General features: G+C 61.4%; 19 protein-coding genes. 14 read left to right on the forward strand and 5 right to left on the reverse strand.

Going from position 1 to position 21,662, the window contains the following annotated elements; all coding sequences use genetic code 11:
- Window positions 1-184: 184 nt before the first annotated feature.
- Window positions 185-3,283 (reverse strand): bifunctional proline dehydrogenase/L-glutamate gamma-semialdehyde dehydrogenase PutA, encoded by a 3,099-nt coding sequence (gene putA / locus HK439_RS00825; RefSeq protein ID WP_209011487.1) that lies wholly within the window; start codon window positions 3,281-3,283, stop codon window positions 185-187.
- Window positions 3,284-3,459: 176 nt separating this feature from the next.
- On the opposite strand from putA, the gene HK439_RS00830 reads away from it, so the two are divergent.
- The 4 genes from HK439_RS00830 (at window position 3,460) to HK439_RS00845 (ending at window position 7,628) form a co-directional block, all read left to right on the forward strand.
- A complete protein-coding gene (locus HK439_RS00830) occupies window positions 3,460-3,930 on the forward strand; it encodes an Lrp/AsnC ligand binding domain-containing protein (protein ID WP_190289461.1) in 471 nt (156 codons plus the stop codon).
- A gap of 100 nt (window positions 3,931-4,030) precedes the next feature.
- Window positions 4,031-5,248 (forward strand): ABC transporter substrate-binding protein, encoded by a 1,218-nt coding sequence (locus tag HK439_RS00835; protein WP_419247566.1) that lies wholly within the window; start codon window positions 4,031-4,033, stop codon window positions 5,246-5,248.
- A gap of 9 nt (window positions 5,249-5,257) precedes the next feature.
- Window positions 5,258-6,967, forward strand: a complete 1,710-nt coding sequence (locus tag HK439_RS00840) for an ABC transporter permease (protein ID WP_328804058.1) — start codon at window positions 5,258-5,260, stop codon at window positions 6,965-6,967.
- A gap of 7 nt (window positions 6,968-6,974) precedes the next feature.
- Window positions 6,975-7,628, forward strand: coding sequence for an ATP-binding cassette domain-containing protein (locus tag HK439_RS00845; RefSeq protein ID WP_190289462.1), 654 nt, complete (start codon window positions 6,975-6,977; stop codon window positions 7,626-7,628).
- Window positions 7,629-7,644: 16 nt separating this feature from the next.
- Here HK439_RS00845 and bfr read toward each other — a convergent pair whose 3' ends face one another.
- Window positions 7,645-8,130 carry a bacterioferritin gene (bfr, locus tag HK439_RS00850; RefSeq protein WP_190289463.1) on the reverse strand — a complete coding sequence of 162 codons (486 nt, stop codon included), beginning with the start codon at window positions 8,128-8,130 and terminating at the stop codon, window positions 7,645-7,647.
- Window positions 8,131-8,143: 13 nt separating this feature from the next.
- Window positions 8,144-8,386, reverse strand: coding sequence for a (2Fe-2S)-binding protein (locus tag HK439_RS00855; protein ID WP_190289464.1), 243 nt, complete (start codon window positions 8,384-8,386; stop codon window positions 8,144-8,146).
- Window positions 8,387-8,661: 275 nt separating this feature from the next.
- Between HK439_RS00855 and HK439_RS00860 the strand changes: the two genes are divergently transcribed.
- Both HK439_RS00860 and HK439_RS00865 read left to right on the forward strand, forming a co-directional pair.
- Complete coding sequence (locus HK439_RS00860; protein ID WP_190289465.1) at window positions 8,662-9,420, forward strand: SDR family NAD(P)-dependent oxidoreductase; 759 nt, start codon at window positions 8,662-8,664, stop codon at window positions 9,418-9,420.
- Window positions 9,421-9,745: 325 nt separating this feature from the next.
- Window positions 9,746-12,181, forward strand: a complete 2,436-nt coding sequence (locus tag HK439_RS00865) for a methyl-accepting chemotaxis protein (protein WP_190289466.1) — start codon at window positions 9,746-9,748, stop codon at window positions 12,179-12,181.
- Window positions 12,182-12,244: 63 nt separating this feature from the next.
- Here HK439_RS00865 and HK439_RS00870 read toward each other — a convergent pair whose 3' ends face one another.
- On the reverse strand, window positions 12,245-12,697 hold the full coding sequence (locus HK439_RS00870; protein WP_190289467.1) for a DUF1801 domain-containing protein: 453 nt from the start codon (window positions 12,695-12,697) through the stop codon (window positions 12,245-12,247).
- Between the two features lie 110 nt (window positions 12,698-12,807).
- Here HK439_RS00870 and HK439_RS00875 point away from each other — a divergent pair, with 110 nt between their 5' ends.
- The 5 genes from HK439_RS00875 to HK439_RS00895 all read left to right on the forward strand — a co-directional run bounded on the left by HK439_RS00875 (window position 12,808) and on the right by HK439_RS00895 (window position 18,057).
- Window positions 12,808-13,761 carry a class I SAM-dependent methyltransferase gene (locus tag HK439_RS00875; RefSeq protein WP_190289468.1) on the forward strand — a complete coding sequence of 318 codons (954 nt, stop codon included), beginning with the start codon at window positions 12,808-12,810 and terminating at the stop codon, window positions 13,759-13,761.
- Window positions 13,758-14,597: a TrmH family RNA methyltransferase gene (locus HK439_RS00880; RefSeq protein ID WP_190289469.1), complete on the forward strand. Its 840-nt coding sequence runs from the start codon at window positions 13,758-13,760 to the stop codon at window positions 14,595-14,597. The genes HK439_RS00875 and HK439_RS00880 overlap by 4 nt, the downstream gene beginning before the upstream one ends.
- An 11-nt stretch (window positions 14,598-14,608) precedes the next feature.
- Window positions 14,609-15,466, forward strand: a complete 858-nt coding sequence (locus HK439_RS00885; RefSeq protein WP_190289470.1) for an SDR family oxidoreductase — start codon at window positions 14,609-14,611, stop codon at window positions 15,464-15,466.
- Between the two features lie 417 nt (window positions 15,467-15,883).
- Window positions 15,884-16,498: a hypothetical protein gene (locus tag HK439_RS00890; protein ID WP_209011479.1), complete on the forward strand. Its 615-nt coding sequence runs from the start codon at window positions 15,884-15,886 to the stop codon at window positions 16,496-16,498.
- Between the two features lie 14 nt (window positions 16,499-16,512).
- Complete coding sequence (locus HK439_RS00895; protein WP_190289471.1) at window positions 16,513-18,057, forward strand: methyl-accepting chemotaxis protein; 1,545 nt, start codon at window positions 16,513-16,515, stop codon at window positions 18,055-18,057.
- Window positions 18,058-18,121: 64 nt separating this feature from the next.
- Here the strand turns inward: HK439_RS00895 and HK439_RS00900 are convergent, their stop codons facing one another.
- On the reverse strand, window positions 18,122-18,757 hold the full coding sequence (locus HK439_RS00900; RefSeq protein WP_190289472.1) for a peroxiredoxin: 636 nt from the start codon (window positions 18,755-18,757) through the stop codon (window positions 18,122-18,124).
- A gap of 196 nt (window positions 18,758-18,953) precedes the next feature.
- On the opposite strand from HK439_RS00900, the gene HK439_RS00905 reads away from it, so the two are divergent.
- From HK439_RS00905 to HK439_RS00915, 3 genes are all read left to right on the forward strand, one after another.
- On the forward strand, window positions 18,954-19,412 hold the full coding sequence (locus HK439_RS00905; protein ID WP_190289473.1) for a YtoQ family protein: 459 nt from the start codon (window positions 18,954-18,956) through the stop codon (window positions 19,410-19,412).
- 285 nt (window positions 19,413-19,697) lie between these two features.
- Window positions 19,698-19,898: a cold-shock protein gene (locus tag HK439_RS00910; protein WP_190289474.1), complete on the forward strand. Its 201-nt coding sequence runs from the start codon at window positions 19,698-19,700 to the stop codon at window positions 19,896-19,898.
- Window positions 19,899-20,046: 148 nt separating this feature from the next.
- Window positions 20,047-21,654: a B12-binding domain-containing radical SAM protein gene (locus HK439_RS00915; RefSeq protein WP_190289475.1), complete on the forward strand. Its 1,608-nt coding sequence runs from the start codon at window positions 20,047-20,049 to the stop codon at window positions 21,652-21,654.
- Window positions 21,655-21,662 lie beyond the last annotated feature (8 nt).

Below are 21,662 nucleotides of genomic sequence, written 5' to 3' on the forward strand. Positions count from 1 at the left end.
AGTACGATAGACGATATCTTGGAGCAACGCCCCACCCACGATTGTCATCCCCGGCAAGCGGAGCGCGACCGGGGACCCAGTACGCCGTGTCCTCTGAGTTCAATCAGCCGGCCTCACGGATTACTGGATCCCGGCTCTCCGCTTACGCTCCGGCCGGGATGACAACCGGGGGCATAAATATCCCCTACTCGTCCGACGCCGCGACCAGGCTTGCGTTGCCGCCGGCAGCCGCCGTGTTGATCGAGACGACCTGCTCCAGCGCGTAGCGATGGAGGTAGCCCGGGCCGCCTGCCTTGGGGCCGGTGCCGGAAAGGCCCGAGCCGCCGAAGGGTTGCGTGCCGACGACCGCGCCGATGGTATTGCGGTTGACGTAGACGTTGCCGACGGACAGCCGGTCGACGACCTTCTTGACCATGGCGTCGATGCGGCTGTGAACGCCGAGCGTCAGGCCGTAGCCGGTCGCGGCGATGGAATCGAGCACCTTGTCGAGATCCTTCGCGCTGTAGCGCACCACGTGGAGCACGGGACCGAAGACCTCGCGGGTCAGGGCCTCCGCCCGGTCCAGTTCGATGATATGCGGCGCCACCCAGGTTCCCGACCCCAGCCCTTCGGGGGCTGCCGGGCCGGCATAACGCAGTTTCTGCGTGATCTTCATGTCGTCGACATGGTCGAGGATCCCGTCGCGGGCTTCCGCGTCGATGACCGGACCGATGTCGGTGGACGGCAGCTTCGGATCGCCGAGGGTCAGTTCCTTCGCCGCGCCCTCCAGCATCTCCAGAAGGCCGTCGGCGACATCGGACTGGACGTAGAGCAGCCGCAGCGCAGAGCAGCGCTGACCGGCAGAGCGGAAGGCCGACATCATGACGTCGTCGCACACCTGTTCGGGCAATGCCGTCGCATCGACCAGCATGGCATTGATACCGCCGGTTTCCGCAATCAGGGGAACGATGGGCCCCCGTTTTTCCGCCAATGTCCGGTTAATCGCCCAGGCGGTTTCGGTGGAGCCGGTAAAGGCGACACCACCGACGAGCGGATCCGACGTCAGGGCCGCCCCCACCGCGCCGTCTCCCGGCACCAGCAGGAAGGCATCATCCGGCACGCCCGCTTCATGCAGCAGCTTTGCCGCCTCGAATGCAATCAGCGGCGTCTGTTCGGCGGGCTTTGCCACCACCGCGTTACCGGCGACAAGCGCGGCGGTCACCTGTCCTAAGAAGATCGCCAGCGGGAAGTTCCAGGGCGAGATGCAGACGAAGACCCCGCGGCCGCGATAACGGTAGCGGTTTTCCTCACCGGTCGGTCCGGGCATCAGCTGGCCGGCACCGAACAGGGTCCGCGCCTCGGCGGCGTAATAGCGGCAGAAGTCGACCGCCTCGCGGATTTCAGCCAGGCCGTCCGGCAGGGTCTTGCCCCCTTCCACGCACAGGATGGCCATGAGCCGGTCACGGTTTTCTTCCAGGAGATCCGCCATTTTGTCGAGCGCGGCGGCGCGGTCTTCCACCGGCCGGCGCGACCAGCTTTCGAAGCCCTTTGCAGCAGCCTTCATCGCCGCCTTCACCATTTCGGCATCCGCCTGGACAACGGTTCCGGCAACGGTCCTGCCATCGACAGGCGAGACGACATTTTCGGCAGCCCCCGACGGTTTGATGCCCGGAATGAGCGGCCGGGCCTGGACCGCCGGAAAGGCCGTTTGCGACAGGCCTTCGGTGAGCTTCAGGCGCTCTTCGCCGTAGCCGAATTCCAGACCGGCGGAATTCTTCCGGCTGTCGCCGTAAAGGCCGTCCGGCATCGGAATGGAGTGGTTGACGGCGTGCGCCCCGCTTTCCAGGATTTCGGCCGGCCGCTTCAGGAGCCTGGCCACGGAAACGGAGCTGTCGCCGACAATGGTGACGAAGGACGAGTTGGCGCCGTTTTCCAGAAGCCGGCGCACCAGATAGGCAAGCAGGTCCTTGTGACCGCCGACCGGCGCATAGATCCGGCACGGATAACCGTCGCGCTCGGTTACGGACCTGAACAGGCTTTCGCCCATGCCGTGGAGGCGCTGGAACTCGTAACCTTCGCTGTCGCCGGCAAGTTCGGCGATCTGGGCGACCGACAGGGCGTTGTGGGTGGCGAACTGCGGGTAGAGCACGTCCCGGGCCTCGAGCATCCGCTTGGCGCAGGCCAGATAGGAAAGATCGGAGGCCGCCTTGCGGGTGAAGACCGGATAACCCTTCAGGCCGCGCTCCTGGGCGCGCTTGATTTCGGTATCCCAATAGGCGCCCTTGACCAGGCGCACCATGAGCTTGCGGTTGCGCGCACGCGCGGCAGAGACCAGCCAGTCGATAACGTGGATCGCCCGCTTCTGGTAGGCCTGCACCGCAAGGCCGAACCCGTCCCAGCCGTCCGTCACCGAATCGGCCAGAACCGCCGCGATCACGTCGAGCGAGATTTCCAGACGGTCCGCCTCTTCGGCATCCACGGTCAGGTTGAGCTCGTATTTACGGGCGAGACGAACAAGGTCCAGCAGGCGTGGCACCAGTTCGTCGCGGGTGCGCTCGCCCTTGACCGCCTCGTAGCGGGGGTGGAGTGCCGACAGCTTGACGGATATGCCCGGACGGTCGGGCAGCTTTTTCGAGCCGGCCGATTTGCCGATGGCCTCGATGGCATCCGCATAGGAGCGGAAGTAGCGGTCCGCATCCGCCATGGTGCGCGCGCCTTCGCCGAGCATGTCATAGGAATAGCGGTAGCCCTTGGCTTCCTGCGCCTTTGCCCGGTCGAGCGCCTTGTGAATGGTCTCACCCAGGACGAACTGGTGGCCAAGCAGGCGCATCGCCTTTCGGGTTGCGGTGCGCACCGCGGGCATGCCGAGGCGTTTGACGAGGGCCGACAGGATCGTCTGCGGCGTATCGCCCGGATGCAGCAGGCGGGAGGTGATGCCCAGCGCCCAGGAAGACGCCGAAATGAGCCAGGTGTCGGATTTCGCGACACTCGGATCGTCGAACCGGGCGGCGGCGAGCTTGTCCTCGATCAGCTTGTCGGCGGTGGCCGCGTCCGGCACCCTGAGCAGGGCTTCGGCCAGCACCATCATGGCCAGACCTTCGCGCGTCGTCAGGCCGAATTCGCGCATGAAGTCTTCCACGCCGCCGAGGCCGACCGGCGTGGAACGGATGTCCTGAATATAGGTCGTGGTCCGTTCGTCGATACGGGCTTCCAGCTCGGGCGAAAACGCGGTCTCGGCGAGAAGGCCGCGGACCAGCTTTTCATCGTCCGGCGCATAGGCGGCACGGAAGGGCGGCAAATCCATGGATTCCAAAACCAATGCGGGGGCGCTTGCTTGTACTGGCACGGCCACATCTCCCTTGAAAAATCCGGCGCAGACAGCCATGCGCCTTATATTCTCAATAATATGCGCATTTTTCTTTTCTTTCTCGCTAATTTTTTCCTATTTTCTGGCGTTTTCATTTTCTCAAGGGGCTTTTTATGGAGAAAATCACAGGCCTGGACAGGACTGACCGCAAAATCCTCAAGGTGCTGCAGACCGACGGCAGGATCACGAATACCGAGCTTGCGGACCGGGTCCACCTGTCGCCGACCGCGACGGCGGAACGGATGAAGCGGCTCATGCGGGACGGCTATATCGACCATTTTTCCGCCCATCTGGCGCCGAACAAGGTCGGCCGCGGGCTGCTGGTCTTTGTCGAGGTCAAGCTGGAGCGAACGCTGCCGGAAATCTTCGATGCCTTCAGGATCGCGGTGGAGCGCGCGCCGGACATCCTGGAGTGCCACATGGTCGCTGGTGGATTCGACTATCTCATCAAGAGCCGGGTGGCCGACATGGAACACTACCGGCAGTTCCTGTCCGATGTGGTTCTGGCTCTGCCCGGCGTCCGCGAGACCCATACCTACGCGGTGATGGAGGAAATCAAGGAAACCCACGTGCTGCCGATCTGAGCCGGAGGACCGATATCGCGCAAAACTCACAAAGCCTTGTCTTGACCGCGCCGTGCCCAATGGGCGACAGAAGGCATAAGAAGAAACAGGGGGTTAGCCGATGTCCTTGAAACGTCTCATGCCGATTGCCGCAGCTCTGGCCCTGACGGCCTCCATGGCGCAGGCCCAGTCCGCCAGGGATGCATCCTGGGACGACATCACCGCGGCGGCGCGCGGGCAGACGGTCTACTTCCACGCCTGGGGCGGGGAACCGCGGATCAACGCCTATATCGACTGGGCGGCCGGCGAGGTCAAAGACCGCTACGGCGTCACGGTCAAGCATGTGAAGGTCGCCGACACGGCCGGCACGGTGACCCAGATCGTGGCGGAAAAGACCGCCGGCCGGACGACGGGCGGTGCGGTCGACCTGGTCTGGATCAACGGCGAGAATTTCAACACGCTGAAATCCCAAGGCCTGCTTGCCGATCCGGGCTGGGCGCAGACACTGCCGAACTGGAAATATGTGGACGTTGAGGGAAAGCCGACGGTTCTTTCCGATTTCACCGTTCCGACCGATGGTCAGGAAAGCCCCTGGGGCATGGCGAAGCTGGTCTTCATGTATGACAGCGCAAGGCTTGCCGAACCGCCGCGCAGCCTTGACGCGCTGGCAGCCTACGCCGCCGAGCATCCGGGCCGGGTGACCTATCCGCAGCCACCGAACTTCTACGGCTCGACCTTCCTGAAGCAGATCCTGATTTCGAAGATCGACGACCGCAGCAAGCTGGAAAAGCCGGTCGATCCGGACCGGTTCCAGCAAGATGTCGCACCGCTGTTTGCCTATCTCGACAAGATCCATCCCGACCTCTGGCGCAAGGCGGAGGCCTTCCCGGCCAATGCGGCGGAGATGCGCCGGCTGCTTGCGGACGGCGAACTGGATATCGCCTTCACCTTCAACCCGGGCGATGCCTCCAGCGCCATCGCCAACGGCGAACTTCCCGATACGGTGCGCAGCTTCGTTCTTACCGGCGGAACCATCGGCAACACCCATTTCGTCGCCATTCCCTTCAACAGCTCGGCCAAGGAAGGCGCCAAGGTCCTGGCGAACTTCCTGCTGTCACCGGAAGCCCAGGCGCGCAAGCAGGACCCGGCCGTGTGGGGTGATCCGACCGTCCTGAAGATCTCAAGCCTGCCGGAGAATGACCGGGCGCGTTTCGAGGCGATCGATCTCGGCATCGCCACGCTCGGCCCGGATGAGCTCGGGCCCACCCTTCCCGAACCGCACCCGAGCTGGGTCGCGGCCATCGAAAAGGCCTGGGCCGCACGCTACGGCGGATCCTGAAGACCGGCCGTGACACGACAGCCGGCCCTCCTGCAACGCGCGCTGCCGACCGCGGTCATCCTGTTGCTGATCGCCGGGCCGGTCTGCCTCGGGCTGGCGGGCACCCTGCTGCCGGCCTTCGGCTATCTGCCCGCACTCGGCGGGTCGGTCCTGTCCCTCGACCCGTTCCGGGCCGTCTTGAGCGAACCGGGTATCGGCCTGTCGCTGGCGCTGAGCCTGGGCACAGGTCTTGCCGCGACGGCCATCTCCCTGGCGATCGTCGCGCTTTTTACGGCCGCCTGGTTCGAGACGCGGGTTTTCAAGGCGATGACCCGTTTCCTGTCACCGCTGCTGTCGGTTCCCCACGCGGCGGCGGCCATCGGTCTTGCCTTCGTGATCGCACCGTCCGGGCTGATCGTGCGGCTGCTGTCGCCCTGGGCGACCGGGTTTGACCGTCCGCCGGACCTGCTCATCATCCACGATCCGCTGGGGCTGACCATGACGGCAGGGCTGATCGCGAAAGAGGTGCCGTTCCTGTTCCTGATGACGCTTGCCGCCCTGCCGCAGACGGAGGCCCGGCGCCATTTGCGGATCGCGGCGAACCTTGGTTACGGCCGCATGGCCGGCTTCTTCAAGGTGGCGCTGCCGCAGATCTATCCGCAGATCCGTCTGCCCGTGCTGGCGGTGCTGGCCTATTCGACCTCGGTCGTCGATGTCGCCCGGATCCTTGGGCCGACGACACCGGCTCCGCTCGCCCCCAGGATCATCGACTGGATGGCCGATGCCGATCCGGCGCTGCGCTTGCAAGCCTCCGCGGGGGCGGTGCTGCAGCTGCTTTTGAGTGTAGGTGCGATCCTCATCTGGCGCTTCGGCGAAATTCTGTGCAGCCGGATCGCCCGGTCCGGGAGGAGTAGCGGCCGACGGTATTCCCGCGACGCGGCGATGCGGCAGATGGCGGCCGTTCCCGTCGGCCTCCTGATCGCCGCCATGGTCGCAGCCCTCGCCGCGCTGGCTCTGTGGTCGCTGACAGCAGGCTGGTGGTTCCCGCAAGCCTTCCCGACAGCGCTGACGCTGCGCCATTGGGCCGGCCTTTTTCCAGGCGGAAGTCACCTTGTCGGCGATACGCTCCTCATTGCCTTGCCGGCAGCCGTGGTTGCGATCGCGCTTATCGTCTGGCAGCTGGAACTGTGGACCCGGACCGGACCCCGGCGACGCCATGCCGCGTTCAGAAATCTCATGTTCCTGCCGCTTCTGGTGCCGCAGATTTCCTTCCTGTTCGGCCTGCAGGTGCTGTTTCTCGTGGCGGGATGGGACGGTACCTATGTCGCCGTGGCGCTGACGCATCTGGTTTTCGTCCTGCCTTATGTCTTTCTTGCCCTGTCCGATCCCTGGGACCATCTCGACCCACGCCTTGCCAAGGTCGCGGCGACCCTGGGCGCTTCGCAAAACCGAATCCTGTGGTCTATCCGCCTGCCGATGCTCTTGCGTCCGCTGATGGTGGCGGCGGCGATCGGCTTTGCCGTTTCCATCGGCCAGTATCTGCCGACCCTGATGATCGGTGCGGGACGGATCGCCACGATCACCACCGAAAGCGTGGCGCTTGCAAGCGGGGGCAGCCGGTCGGTCGCAGCCGTCTACGCCATGCTTCAGCTGATGCTGCCGCTGCTCGGCTTCGTACTGGCAAGCGTCGTGCCCGCGATTGCCTTCCGGCATCGACTTGCCCTCAGACTTCAACGATAAGACGGTCATGGCAGACTTTCCGCCCCCTGCGTCCGGACTGAAGCTGGACCACGTCGAAATCGACCTCGAAACAAGGCGTCTGGTGACACTTGACCGGCTGGTCCCGCCCGGCGAGGTGCTGACCGTGATGGGAGACAGCGGCAGCGGGAAATCGTCTCTTCTGGATTTCGTCGCCGGGTTCCTGGCCCCCGCGTTCCGGGCGAGAGGGCGGATCTGGCTGGATGGTGTGGAGATCACGTCGCTTCCGCCCCAGGAACGAAAAGTCGGACTGATGTTTCAGGCGCCCCTTCTGTTTCCTCACATGTCGGTCGGCGAGAATCTCCTGTTCGGCCTGGACAGGAGCAAGGATCAGGACCGAGGGCAGCGCCGCACCCTTGCCGAGGACGCCCTGCGCGACGTCGGGCTCGCCGGTTTCTTCGATCGCGATCCGGCAACCCTGTCCGGCGGCCAGCAGACGCGGGTCGCCCTGATGCGGCTGCTTCTCGCCGAGCCGGGGGCACTCCTGCTCGACGAGCCGTTTTCAAGCCTCGATCAGACCCGGCGCGCCGATCTCCGCAATCTGGTCTTTTCCAAAGCACGCGAAAAAGGCCTGCCGATCTTGCTGGTCACCCACGACCCGGACGATGCCGAAGCCGCCGGCGGCGCAATGGTCCGGCTTTAGACGCAATAGACCTGGCTCAGCCTGCCGCGTTCGCAGGTGCCGCCTGCAGCAGCGCATAATTGTCGATGCCGATCTGCTCGATCAACTGAAGCTGGGTTTCGAGGAAATCGATGTGGCTTTCCTCGTCCGCCAGAAGGGTTTCGAACAGCTCCATGGAGACATAGTCCCCGCATTCGCGGCAGACCTGACGCGCCTCGTGATAGAGGGACCTGGCGACATATTCGCCCGCGAGGTCGCATTCGATGCATTCCTTGAGCGACTGGCCGATGCGCATCGGATCGAGCACCTGCAGGTTGGGCAGGCCTTCCAGGAAGATGATCCGGTCGATGATCCGGTCGGCATGGCCGCGCTCTTCTTCCGATTCCTCTTTTTCCTTGGCGGCGAGTTTGGTGTAGCCCCAGTCCGCCATGAGGTTTGCATGCAGCCAGTACTGGTTGACCGCCGTCAGTTCATGGCGCAGCGCCTTGTTCAGATATTCGATAACCCTCGGTTCGCCCTTCATGATGCCCTCTCCGTTATCGCCTGCGGTTGCCGGCGGCCTTTAATCTTGCATAGCCGCTCCCTGAGCCGCCGTCTTTTGCGTCCTCGTGAATGATTTGAATGACAGCCGGAAAACAGCTGCCGCAACGGGGCCTGCAGCCCAGATGCCGGAACACGGCGCCGGGGGTGGGCACCTTGCCGTTCGGGTCGGCACGCATCTCTTCCGCCGCCTTGCGAAGCTGCGCGTCCGACAACACATTACAGGAACAGATGATCATTCCGGGCCCCGGGCCGTTTTGTCCTAAATCGTGAACTCACATAAAAAACGCGACAAAAGCCCGGCCCCGCAGACCCGTCGCAAGTTTCTGAAAACCGGACGATTTTCCGAAACGCCGCGCCAATAATGCCACTAATTTCGTTCGCGCCAACCCTGCTTCGTTTATGAACTCCCAATCGGGCTCATTCTGGCATAGAAAGGTTGGTCCGCATAAACTAAAGTAACCTGAAAAAGTCAACTTTAACCTGCCAGGTTCCACATTGAGGCAAAGCCCGCATGAGTGACAGCAATCCGATCGATGAGCGTCGAACCGTCGTCCTGACCGGCGCAAGCCGGGGGATCGGCCACGCGACCGTGAAGCGGTTTTCCGCCGCCGGCTGGCGTGTCATCACCTGTTCGCGGCACGCCTTTTCCGACAAGTGCCCCTGGCCGATGGGACCGGAGGACCATATCCAGGTGGACCTGTCGGACCCGGAAAATCTCGGCTACGCGATCCAGGAAATGCGCAAGCGCCTTGAGCCGCACGGATCGAAGCTGCATGCGCTGATCAACAATGCCGGCATCAGTCCCAAGGGCGACGACGGCGACCGGCTGGATTCCCTGACGACCTCGATGCACATCTGGCGTCACGTCTTCCAGGTCAATTTCTTCGCACCGATCATGCTGGGCCGCGGGCTGTTCAAGGAACTGAAGAATGCCGGCGGGTCGATCGTGAACGTGACCTCCATCGCAGGCAGCCGGGTGCACCCGTTCGCAGGCACCGCCTATGCGACCTCCAAGGCGGCTCTGGCGTCGCTGACGCGCGAAATGGCGGCTGATTTCGGACCGCACGGCATCCGGGTAAACGCGATTGCGCCGGGAGAGATCGACACGTCCATCCTGTCGCCGGGCACGGAAAAACTGATCGAGGAAATTCCGCTTCGCCGCTTGGGACGGCCGGACGAAGTGGCCGACACGATCCACTTCCTGTGCACCTCGCCCTCGTCTTACGTCACGGGTTCGGAGATCCACATCAACGGCGGGCAACATGTCTAGGTTGCATGATTTTCGCAAAGCCGGTCGCGCAAAATTCAGTCGTGCAGGAATTTTCGACGAAACGGGACACTCCGGTGTTCAAATCTCCAATGACCCTCGGACGAGGTATTGACTCAAATACTAATAATTAAAAGAGCTTAGCTGCTGTAAAATCTACTCATAAGCGGATACTCTATATATTAATTATTTTTTCGCTCACCGGCGCCCGAACACAACCGTTACATGAATTCTTACACAATATTCGATTTACATTATTTTCACCAATCTACACGACAGTTTCCCCAAAACGAACAGCAATTCCTGAAGTTGCTAGGTGGGGTAACCTATGAAATACATCCTTAAATGGCTGGTCGATCTGCGCTTTGGCTACAAGGTCAGCGGCGGCTTCGGCGCCATCCTCGTCCTGACCGCCATCGTGGGCGCCGTCGGCTTTTTTGCAATCCTGAACCTGTCGTCGCGGTTTGAAGTTGCCGACCAGGCCGCCCAGGTCTCCAGCCTGATGCAGGCAACATCGCTCAAGCGCGAGGCATTCCTGACGGATGCCAGTGCGGAGGCCGCAGATGCCACGCGGCAGGAAATCCAGCAGCTCGCGGATGCCTTGAACCGGCTGCAGGAGACCGCCAGCGGTGAAGGCGATGCCGGAACCCAGGTGGCCGATGCGGCATCCGCCGTTTCTGACTTTGCCTCCACCTTCGACGAAGTCGTCACGCTGACCGATCAGCAGTCGATGCGTCTTGCCACCCTGCTGGAGGCAACGGACGCCCTTGCCGGCCAGGCCGACCGCATCAAGGACACCGTCTTGACGACGGAAAAGGGCATCCGGGAGGAAGTCACCAATGCCAATAAGGATCTGGAGACCGCAAACGAACTGGCGCGCCACGTCTTCGCCCTGCAGGAACAGGCCTTTGCCATTCAGCTTACCTATCTGAAGGCCAGCGGGAACCTCTCCGGCGCGCAGCTGGACGAATCTCTGCAAACGACCGACAGCATTGCGTCCGAGGCGGCGTTGCTGACGACCCAGAAATTTGCCGGCATGTCCTCGGACAATTTCGACCTCCTTGCCAAAGAAGCGAATACGCTCAAGGAGAACCTCACGAAAATGACCGGTGATCTCGGGTTCGCCGAAGCCTTCGAGGTCAAGGAAGTCGCCGGCACAGCAATCGAAAAGATCATCGATGTCGCTCGTGAAATCCGCTTCCAGCTGCTTCCTGCTGTCAAGAACGCCAAGACGGTCGCCCAGTCGAATGCAATGAAGCTTGAGAGCATTCGCGTAATCAAGGAACAGGCGACCAAGCTCGATGAACTTTCCATGCAGTCGCGGACCGAAGTCCTCAACCTTTTCGGCGGGTTCGGTGCGACCGACACGAAGCCGGTAGAGGACAAGGTCGGTGAACTGGTTGCGATCGAGGAAGCTCTGACCGGCTCGTCCCAGTTCCTCCCCGCGGTGAAGGAAGTTACCGGAGAAATCGCCGAAGCGATCGTGACCTTCGACAAGGCCTTCAAGGAAATGGTCACTTCGAAAGCGGATCTGCAGGCGCGGCGGGAACAGCTCGACAATCTGACGGCCACGGTGAACCAGCAGATTGCCTCGCTCACGTCTTCCCAATCCCATAATGCCCGCAATGCAGGACAGACGGCCCTGACGACGATTGGCATCACGATCCTTCTGGCCATCGTTGCCGGCTTTGCAATGGCCTTCGTCCTCAATCTTGCGATCACACGCCCGATCCGCGGAATGACATCGGTCATGTCCGCCCTGGCAGACGGCAACAATGACGTCGACATCGTCGGCCTGGACCGCGGCGACGAGATCGGCGACATGAGCCGGACCGTTCAGGTCTTCCGCGACAATGCGCTGGAACGGGCGCGGCTCCAGGAAGAAAGCGCAAGAGAAGAGCAGGCGCGCCTGCAACGCCAGGAGCGGATAGACGGTCTCATCTCCTCTTTCCGGGCGACGGCCGAAGAGGTGATCGGCTCGGTCGGGCAGACCGCCGACGGGCTGGACAAGACCGCGAATGCGCTGACGGAAATCGCACGCGACAGTTCCAACCACGCCAGCGAGACGCTGACTTCATCCGACGAGGCGACCCGCAACGCACAGGCGGTTGCGAGCGCGGCCGAGGAACTGGCCGCTTCCATCGGCGAAATCTCACGCCAGGTTTCCCAGACGACGGAAGTTGTCGGCAGGGCGACGGTCGGCACCCAGAAAACCAACGAGAAGGTCGAGGGACTTGCCGCATCGGCCGCAAAGATCGGCGAGGTCGTGACCTTGATCCAGGCGATTGCCGAACAGACCAACCTCCTGGCGCTGAATGCCACCATCGAGGCGGCACGTGCAGGCGAAGCGGGCAAGGGCTTTGCCGTGGTGGCGGCCGAAGTCAAGGAACTCGCCACCCAGACCTCCAAGGCGACGGAGGAAATCAGCCAGCAGATCAGCGCCATCCAGGGCGCGACGGAAGAGTCGGTGCGCGCCATCGGCGAGATCACGCAAATCATGGACGAGGTCAACAATTACACCTCGACCATCGCTGCCGCGGTCGAAGAGCAAGGTGCTGCGACCACCGAGATCTCGCAGAACGTCCAGCGCGCGGCGGAGGGCACCCAGTCGGTCTCCTCCGCGATCTCGCAGCTCTCCCAGGCTGTCGATCACACCTCGTCTTCCGCCGACCTCGTTCTGTCGGCTTCCGGCGAGCTCAACGAGAAGACCGGCCGGCTCAAGCTGGAAGTCGACCAGTTCCTGGCCGGCGTGGCGGCAGCTTAGGATCAGGACACAGCAACAGGGGGCGGCCGCACGGGCCGCCCTTTTTGTATCTGTTCCTGAAATCTAGAACAGGCCGCCGAGACGATAGGTCAGGACGAGCGAAATGCAGGCCTTCACCTCTTCGACCGGGAGTTCCCGGCCTGCGGAAAACAGAAGGCCGCGCTTGCCGTCGAACACGAACGTATTCGGGTAGAGGTCCGTGACCCTTTCCGCAATGCTGGTGCGGCAATTGAAAAACAGGCCATAGGTATCCGGCATCGTCTTCTTCGCCGCCAGCCGCAGCGTGGTGCCGGAGCGGGTGACGTCCGTCAGATAGGACGGTTCGCCCCATTTCAGGGTTTCGTGCAACGGGCCGATCCGGGCATCCTCGCCGGCGACCTGATAGCCAAGGGCGCGCAGGTCCATAAGGCCCTTCCGGACGGCGGCCGGACACCCTGACAGATAGTCTGCGACCGGCTGCACCGGATCGGGCATCTCCGCATATGGCTGCCTGTCCGCTGTTGCCTCTTGATCCATCGCCTCCTCGCGGCCTTCCGGCGGTCAAATCGGAGCGATGCGATTGACCGCGGCGTCCTGCCGGAATAATGCCTGTTCAATCCGACCCGTCAAACCTTTGAGAGACAACCTTGCCGGACACCCCGACAAAATCCGACTTTGCCCCTTACGGACAGGCGCCTGTTCAGAACTGGCCGGTCATCCTTGAGACCCGGGGATGGAAGGACTATTGCCTGCTCGACATGGGCGAGGGACAGAAGCTGGAACGTTACGGCCGGTTTTCCATTGTCCGGCCGGAACCCCAGGCGATGGGCAAGCGGCGTCTGAAACCTGCCGCATGGGAGCGGGCGAATGCCGTCTTTTCCGGCGACACGGAGGAAGAGGGTCCGGGCCGCTGGAAATTCTCCGGCAATGTGCCCGAGACCTGGGAGATGGCTTACGGCCCGGTGAAATATATCGGCCGGTTCATGTCGTTCCGCCATGTCGGCGTCTTTCCGGAACAGGCCGCGCACTGGGACTGGGTCAACGGCAAGGTCCGCGCGGAGCGGACGAAGAACCCGGACCGCCCGCTGAAGATCCTCAACCTGTTCGGTTACACCGGGCTCGCCTCGCTGCTGCCGGCCACCGAAGGCGCGCAGGTCACCCATGTGGACGCTTCCAAGAAGGCGATCGGCTATGCCCGGGAGAACCAGGCCCTGTCCGGCCTGGAAGACCTGCCGATCCGCTGGATCTGCGAGGACGCGTCGAAATTCGTTGCCCGGGAAGTCCGGCGCGGCAACACCTATGACGGCATCATTCTCGACCCGCCGAAATACGGCCGCGGTCCGAAGGGCGAAGTCTGGGACATCTACACCAGCCTGCCGGAGATGCTCGACAACCTGCGGCAGCTGCTTGCCAAGGACGCGCTGTTCATGATCCTGACGGCCTATGCGATCCGCTCCAGCTTCCTCGCCATTCACGAACTGATGGCCGAAACCCTGGAAAAGCAGGGCGGGCAGCTGGAATCAGGGGAACTTGTCATTCGCGAAGAGGACGGCAAGCGGGCCCTGTCCACCTCGCTGTTTTCCAGATGGAGCAGCCGATGAGCCAGACGGACAAGCCCCAGCGGGCCGGCGCGGTGAAGCAGATCACCAGTCATTCCAATCCGATCGTCAAGGAAATCAAGGGACTGGTCGCCCAGCGCAAGCACCGGACCCAGTCCGGGCTGTTCGTCGCCGAAGGGCTGAAGCTTGCAACCGACGCCATGGCCGCGGGCTGGGGCGTGCGCTATCTCGCTCTTGGGCCCGAAGCCCGGGACAATCCGGTCGCGCAAAAGGCGGCCGCCAATGCCAAGGCGCGCGGCGCCCTGATCCTGGAGGTCAGCACGGCGGTTCTGGCCGCCATGACCCGCAAGGACAATCCGCAAACGGTGGTCGGCGTTTACGAACAGCAGATCCTGTCGGCACAAGACATCGATCCGTCCGGGGCGACTGTTTGGATCGCGCTTGACCGGGTGCGCGATCCGGGCAATCTCGGCACCATCATCCGTACCGCCGATGCGGTCGGCGCATCCGGCGTGATGCTGGTCGGCGATTGCACCGATCCGTTCGCGGTCGAGGCGGTGCGCGCAACCATGGGCTCGCTCTTTCACGTGCCGCTTGCCAAGCTGACCAAGGACCAGTTCAAGGCGCTTGCCGGGAAATGGCCGGGAACCGTGGTCGGCACCCATCTGAAAGGGTCGGTCGATTACCGGACGCCGGACTATTCGGAGCCGGTTCTGCTGCTGATGGGCAATGAACAGCAAGGCCTCGAAGACGACATGGCCGCGGCCTGCTCTACCCTGACCCGGATCCCGCAGGTGGGCGAGGCAGACAGTCTCAACCTGGCGGTCGCCACCGGCATTTCGCTTTATGAAATTCGCCGCAAGCACTTGGAACTTTGAAGAGAATTCACATGCGGCTATTCGTTTTCGGGATCGGTTATTCGTCAAAGGCTTTCATCGAACGGGTCCGAGACCGGTTCGACTGGATCGGCGGCACGACCCGTTCGCAGGAAAAGGCGGCGGCACTTCAGGCGGAAGGCATCCACGCCTTCGTGTTCGACGGCAACACACCGGGTAACGGCATTGCCGATGCGCTTGCCACGGCAAGCCATGTGCTGGTCTCCATCGGCCCGAATGAAGGTGGCGATCCGGTTCTCAACACCCATGCGGACGACATCGCGGCTGGTTGTCCTTCGTGGATCGGTTATCTGTCCACCGTAGGCGTCTATGGAAACCACGACGGCGCATGGGTCGATGAAGACACGCCCTGCAAGCCGGTCTCCAAACGGTCGGTGCAGCGGGTCGCGGCCGAGAACGCCTGGATCGCTTTTGCAAACGAAAATGCACTGCCGGTGCAGATCTTCCGTCTCTCCGGCATTTACGGGCCGGGCCGCAATGCATTCGAAAATTTCCGGAAAGGCACGGCCCGCCGCCTGATCAAGCCGGGACAGGTGTTCAACCGCATCCATGTTGCCGATATCGCCGGTGTGCTGGAAGCGGCCATGGCGCGGCCGTCCACACGCATCTTCAATGTCACCGACGACGAACCGGCCCCGCCCCAGGATGTGGTGGCCTATGCCGCGGAACTGCTTGGCATCGATCCGCCCCCCGAAATTCCTTTCGACAATGCGGACCTCTCGCCCATGGCCAGGTCCTTCTACGGTGAGAACAAGCGGGTTTCGAATCAGAGGGTCAAACGGGAGCTCGGATATACGTTCCTGTATCCTGATTACAGATCCGCGTTAATTGCCCTTCGGGACAAGGTTTAACCTGAATTCTGCAGCGATTTACTTGGAACGCTTTCTTGTGGCGGGGTCTTCCAGAATCTAAACCATAGAATTCCGAAATGGATAAATTGCCTAATAATTAGTCAGTTTCGCACCATCCAGAAAGAAGAATCCTGAAACGCACAGGAATACTCCTGCACCGTATTCGAGCTGATCGGAAAACCTCTTTTCGCCGAAATTATTCGGCGCATTACTCACTCATTTGCAACTAATGATTGCCTCCACAATAAGCATCAATTCAGTAAAGTATAGGTATTTTTGCGATATATATGCATTTTCCCTAATGTAATTGATGTTTGACGCCCAACCAATCCCTTTTTTTCAAGTATATTCTTTATTCTTATTGATCCAATTTTAATTTTTACTCGACATATTTCCTTCACTCGCAAGGAGATGAAAATGATTTCGAAAAATTGGCTGATGGGGCTGTGTCTGCTTCCTCTGACCTTTACGGCAGCATATTCCGCCGAACCCACGCCGCCGGACACAAACGCCCTGGTGACCCAGGACGTCATTGCCAAGGTCAGAAGCTGGCTGGCCAATCCGATCGTCGACCTTTCGATCAATGCCCAGAATGAAACCCGCGGCTCCCTTTCGCAGGCGCAGATCGACTCACTCGATCAGCAATGGCGCGCCGAACGCGAAGCCGATGACAAACCTTTGATTTCAGCCACCCTGGCCGCACCGTTGTCGGTCTATCTTCTAAGGATACAAGCTCAGAACCTGGGTCTCTATACTGAAATATTTGTCATGGACGCCAACGGCCTCAATGTCGGCCAGAGCGCGATTACCGGTTACTATTGGCAAGGCGACGAAGCGAAATTCCAGAAGACCTTTCAGGTTGCCAGGGACGCGATCTTCATCGATGAGCCCGAATGGGACGAGGACCGCAAGATCTGGCGGGCCCAGGTCAATATGACCATTGCCGATCCCAAGACCGACAAGGCCATCGGTGCGGCAACGGTCGAACTCAATCTAACCGAACTGCAACGCCGCGCTGGTTTCGGCAGCTAACCGCGAGGGATCAGATGTTCGCGAATTTATCCGTATCCAAGAAAAGTGCGGTCGCATTTTTCGTCCTGGCACTGATCGGCGCCGTCGCCGGCGGGTTCTCCTTCTACAAGTCGTCGTCGGTTGAGAATTCGGTGCAGGTGACGACGGCGATCAGCCATTCCACCAACAATGCCATGAAACTGGAACTGCTCATCCTGAACCAGGCGCTTGCCTACAAGACATTCCTGACGACTGGCGACCGCTCCCTGCTGACGCGAGCTGAAGACCTGACGGCGAAAATCGATGCGGTTTACGCTCGGATGAAGGCGGAGTTCGACGCCAAGGCCCCCGCTTCCATGCAGCAGAAACTGACCGATATCGACAGCGCCTGGAAAACGTGGCGCACGAATTTCATCGACAAGCAGATCGATTACATGCGCGACCCGGCGACGGTCGACATGGCCCGCGCACTCGAACTGACCAGGGACCGGCAGGAGCTCCTGGACGCCATTGAGAATGCGAACAGCGCACTGTTTTCCGAATTGGACGGCAAACGACAGGACATGCTGGCCGATCAGGATTCCCAGTTGATGCAGGTCCAGTTGTTCGCCATCGGCAGCGCGCTGCTCATGGCCGTGTTCGCCGTCCTTATCGGCTTCCTGAACCACACTCTGGTTTCCCGGCCGCTGGCGAGGCTCAGCGAGATCGTTCACGCACTCGCCAAGGGCGATACCGATCAGCAGATCGACTTCGGCGACCGCAAGGACGAGATCGGCACCATGGGGTCCGCCCTCGGCATCTTCCGCATGAACCTGATCAAGAACCGGGAACTGGAAGAAGATGCGGCGCGGCAGCGTGAAAACGCCGAACAGGCGCTGTCCGTTTCGGCCGCAGCCGAACAGGCAACGAGCAACGTCAACACCGTTGCCGGCGCAACCGAGGAGCTTTCCGCATCGATCCGGGAAATCTACGAGCAGGTCCGCTCGTCGTCCCAGCTTGCCGACGATGCTTCCGCCGAAGTCGAACGCTCCAACCAGGCGGTCGCGACCCTGCAGCAGGTGGTTGCCAAGATCGGCGACGTCACCAGCCTGATCACCGACATCGCGGAGCAGACCAACCTGCTGGCGCTGAATGCGACGATCGAGGCCGCCCGCGCGGGCGACGCCGGCAAGGGCTTCGCCGTCGTTGCCTCCGAGGTGAAGGCGCTGGCCGAACAGACCTCGAAGGCCACGGAAGAAATCGACCGGCAGATTTCCGAAATGCGCGGTGCGGCCGACGATTCGATCTCGGCGACCGAGAGCGTTGCCGAAATGGTCCGCTCCATTGCCGAAAAGACGGCAAGCATGGCCCAGGCCACCGAGCAGCAGAACGTCGCAACCAGCGAAATCGCAAGCAGCGTGACGGAGGCGGCGGACGGAACGCAAAGCGTGTCCAGGTCCATTTCCCAGGTCAGCTCTTCGGCAACCGAGACCGGCGGACTGAGCGGCGAAATGCGCGATGCGGTCCAGCAACTCCAGGGCCGGTCGGCAAATCTGCGTGACGCCATGCACGACTTCCTGAAACAGGTCCGGGCCGCCTGATCTGACGGGAACGGCAAAATAAAACGCCCGCAGAATTCTGCGGGCGTTATTTTTTCGGGCAGCCTTATTTCGGCGCGGGTACGATCCGCAGATACGGCTTCAGGGTTTTCCAGCCGCCCGGGAATTTTTCCTTGGCTTCCTCATCGCTGACGGCCGGGACGATGATCACGTCCTCGCCCGCCTTCCAGTTCGCAGGCGTTGCGACCTGATGCTTTGCGGTGAGCTGCAGCGAATCGATCACACGGAGAACCTCATCGAAATTCCGGCCGGTGGAGGCCGGGTACTCGATCTTCAGCTTGATCTTTTTGTCCGGACCGATGACGAACAGGGACCGGACGGTCAGCGTGTCGTTGGCATTCGGATGGATCATGCCGTAGGCGGTGGCCACTTTCCGGTCGGGATCGGCAATCAACGGAAAGTTCAGCGCGACGCCCTGGGTGTCCTTGATGTCGCCGATCCAGGCCCGGTGATCCTCGATCGGGTCCACGGACACGCCGAAGACCTTCACACCGCGCGCCGCGAACTCGTCCTTCAGTTTGGCGGTCATGCCGAGCTCGGTCGTGCAGACCGGGGTAAAATCCTTCGGATGGGAAAACAGAACGGCCCAGGATCCGTCGATCACGTCATGAAAACGGATCGGACCATCGGTGGTCTCGACTTCAAAATCCGGCGCTTCGTCGCCAATCAGCAATGCTGGCATAATCACTTCCTCCGTTCGGATACACACCACCCCGGGGATGGGGAGTTCAGCCCATTCCTAACACATGCGGCCCCTGTTGAAAGTGCTTATTCGCCGACCGGAAGCACCCGCAGTTGACAGAGACACACCACTTGCGCGAGCTTGCCGGGCAACTGCCGAAGCGGCAGCAACGACTTGGAAATTCAGGGAGCTTCCGATGACGACATGGTCGGTATATCTGTCCGGAGAAATCCACACGGACTGGCGCGAACGGATCATCGAAGGCGCGGAAAAGCTCGGCTTGCCGGTCACGTTTTCCGCGCCGGTCACGGATCATGACGCCAGCGACGATTGCGGTGCCTTCATCCTCGGCCATGAGGACAACAAGTTCTGGTACGACAACAAGGGCGCCAAGGTGAATGCGATCCGGACCCGGACGCTGATCGAGAAGGCGGATATCGTCGTTGTCCGGTTCGGCGACAAGTACAAGCAGTGGAACGCGGCCTTCGACGCGGGCTATGCGGCCGCGCTCGGCAAGTCCCTGATCGTGATGCACGACCCGTCCCTGACGCACCCGCTCAAGGAAGTCGACGGGGCAGCGCTTGCGGTGACCGAAACATCGGAACAGGTGGTCAGCGTGCTGCGTTATGTCATCCGGGGCGAACTGGACCGCTGACAACACCAACGATCACCGCCCCTTGTATTTTCGGGGCGGGATCCCATCTAGTTTCACAAGGGTCAGCGCCGAGAAGCCTTTTCTCCGATATGCGCTGTCATTCTTGCCTGACGATTCATTAACTATCCTTACGGTAGTCTGCAGATCAGGTAAGCAATTGTTCAGGACGTTCATCTTGACGGACGTCCCATACCTTCAAACAAAACTGTCATGAAGACGTTGTGTTAGCGGGGTAAGACGCCTCGATTACGACGACGCAGAAATGAATTTGGAAAGTAAATAGTCATGTTGCACGGCAACGTAAAATGGTTCGACATCGGCCGAGGTATCGGCTCCATCGAACCCCAGGACGGGGAAGACATCTTCGTCGACATTTCGGCATTGCGCCGGTCCGGCATCGATACGCTCGAAGAAGGCCAGCTTGTGGTTTTCGATCTCGAGTGGCGCCGCGGCCAGGCGATGGCCGAGGATCTGAAGATCCTTTAAGCAGGTCGAAAAGACCGGATGGAAGGGCGGTTTTCCGCCCTTTTTTATTTTCACAAAAAGCCTCCCTTTCGTTCTATGTAAAATCCAATAGAGTGTGGCGAACGGTCGGCAATGGTGCCGCCGAAGCAGTGTGGGATCGCAAACACGCATGACCGAACCAACATGCAGGGCACTCTTGATCCACCCGCGCTTCATGGCGGGTTCCTTCTGGAATTACGGCAAGACCTGTGAACTGGTCGGTGCGAAATATCCCGCGCCGCCGCTCGGCCTGATCACCGTCGCGGCCATGCTCCCGGATACCTGGGAGATCCGGCTCATCGACCGCAATACCGCGGAACTGGAAGACGCTGATCTGGACTGGGCGGATATCGTCCTGACCGGCGGCATGCTGCCTCAACAGGCGGACACGCTTCAGATCGTCCGCGCCTGCCGGGCCAAGGGCATTCCCGTGGCCGTCGGCGGCCCGGACCCGACGACAAGCCCGGAACTCTACGAAGAGGCCGATTTCCGCATCATCGGCGAGGCCGAAGGCGTGATCGGCGAATTCCTGAGCGCCTGGGACAACGGCACCCGTTCGGGCACCTTCACGGCGGAGAAGTTCAAGGCGGATGTCACGGCCACGCCGGCACCGCGGTTCGACCTGCTGAACTTCGAAAACTACGTTCAAGTCAGTGTCCAGTTTTCCCGGGGCTGCCCGTTCACCTGCGAATTCTGCGACATCATCGAGCTTTACGGCCGCAAGCCGCGCACCAAGAACGCCGACCAGATGCTGGCCGAACTGGACCGGCTCTACGACCTCGGCTACCGGGGCCATGTCGACTTCGTCGACGACAACCTGATCGGCAACAAGAAGGCGGTGAAGGCGTTCCTGCCCCACCTGATCAAGTGGCAGAAGGAGCGGAACTATCCGTTCGAGTTCTCCACCGAGGCATCGCTCAATCTTGCCGACGATGCGGAACTTCTGCGCCTGATGCAGGAGGCGAGCTTCTTCTCCGTCTTCATCGGCATCGAGAGCCCGGACCCGGACGTGCTGGTCGCAACGCGCAAGAAGCAGAACACAAGGCGGGATATCGCCAAGAGCGTTCACCGGATCTATGACGCCGGTATCTGGGTTCTGGCCGGCTTTATCGTCGGCTTTGACGAGGAAAGCGACAAGGTTGCCGACGAGATTGCAGGGCTGATCGAGGAAGCCGCCATTCCCGTTGCCATGACGGGACTGCTTTACGCGCTTCCGAGTACGCAGCTGACCCGGAGGCTTGCAAAGGAAGGCCGGCTGCATGCCGACTTCGGCATGGACGATCCGGACACGGCCCACGGCGACCAGTGCACGGCCGGTCTGAATTTCCAGACCAAGCGTCCACGGCAGGAGATCCTGCGCGATTTCCGCGAGATCATCGCCCGGGTCTATGCACCGGACGCCTATTTCGGCCGGGTGCGCAAGGTCGCCGGCATGCTCAAGCTCGACGGCGCCAACGGCACGGTCGTCAGCGCCGGCTTCTTCCACGACCTGAAACTCTTCGGCCGCCTGATCTGGTCGATGACCTTCACCAACAAGACCTACCGCTGGCCGTTCTGGCGCACCCTGATCGGCACCGCGCTGACCAATTTCCGGGCGATCAAGCCGGTCCTGGAAATGATGGCGCTCTATGTCCATCTCGGACCGTTCTCGCTGTTCGTCATCGAGCAGATCGACCGCCAGATCGAGGACATCGAGACCGGGTCCTGGACGGCACCTGAATTGGTGGCTGCCGAATAGATCTGCGT

The sequence above is a fragment of the Roseibium aggregatum genome (assembly GCF_014692675.1).
Lineage (GTDB): Bacteria > Pseudomonadota > Alphaproteobacteria > Rhizobiales > Stappiaceae > Roseibium > Roseibium aggregatum_C.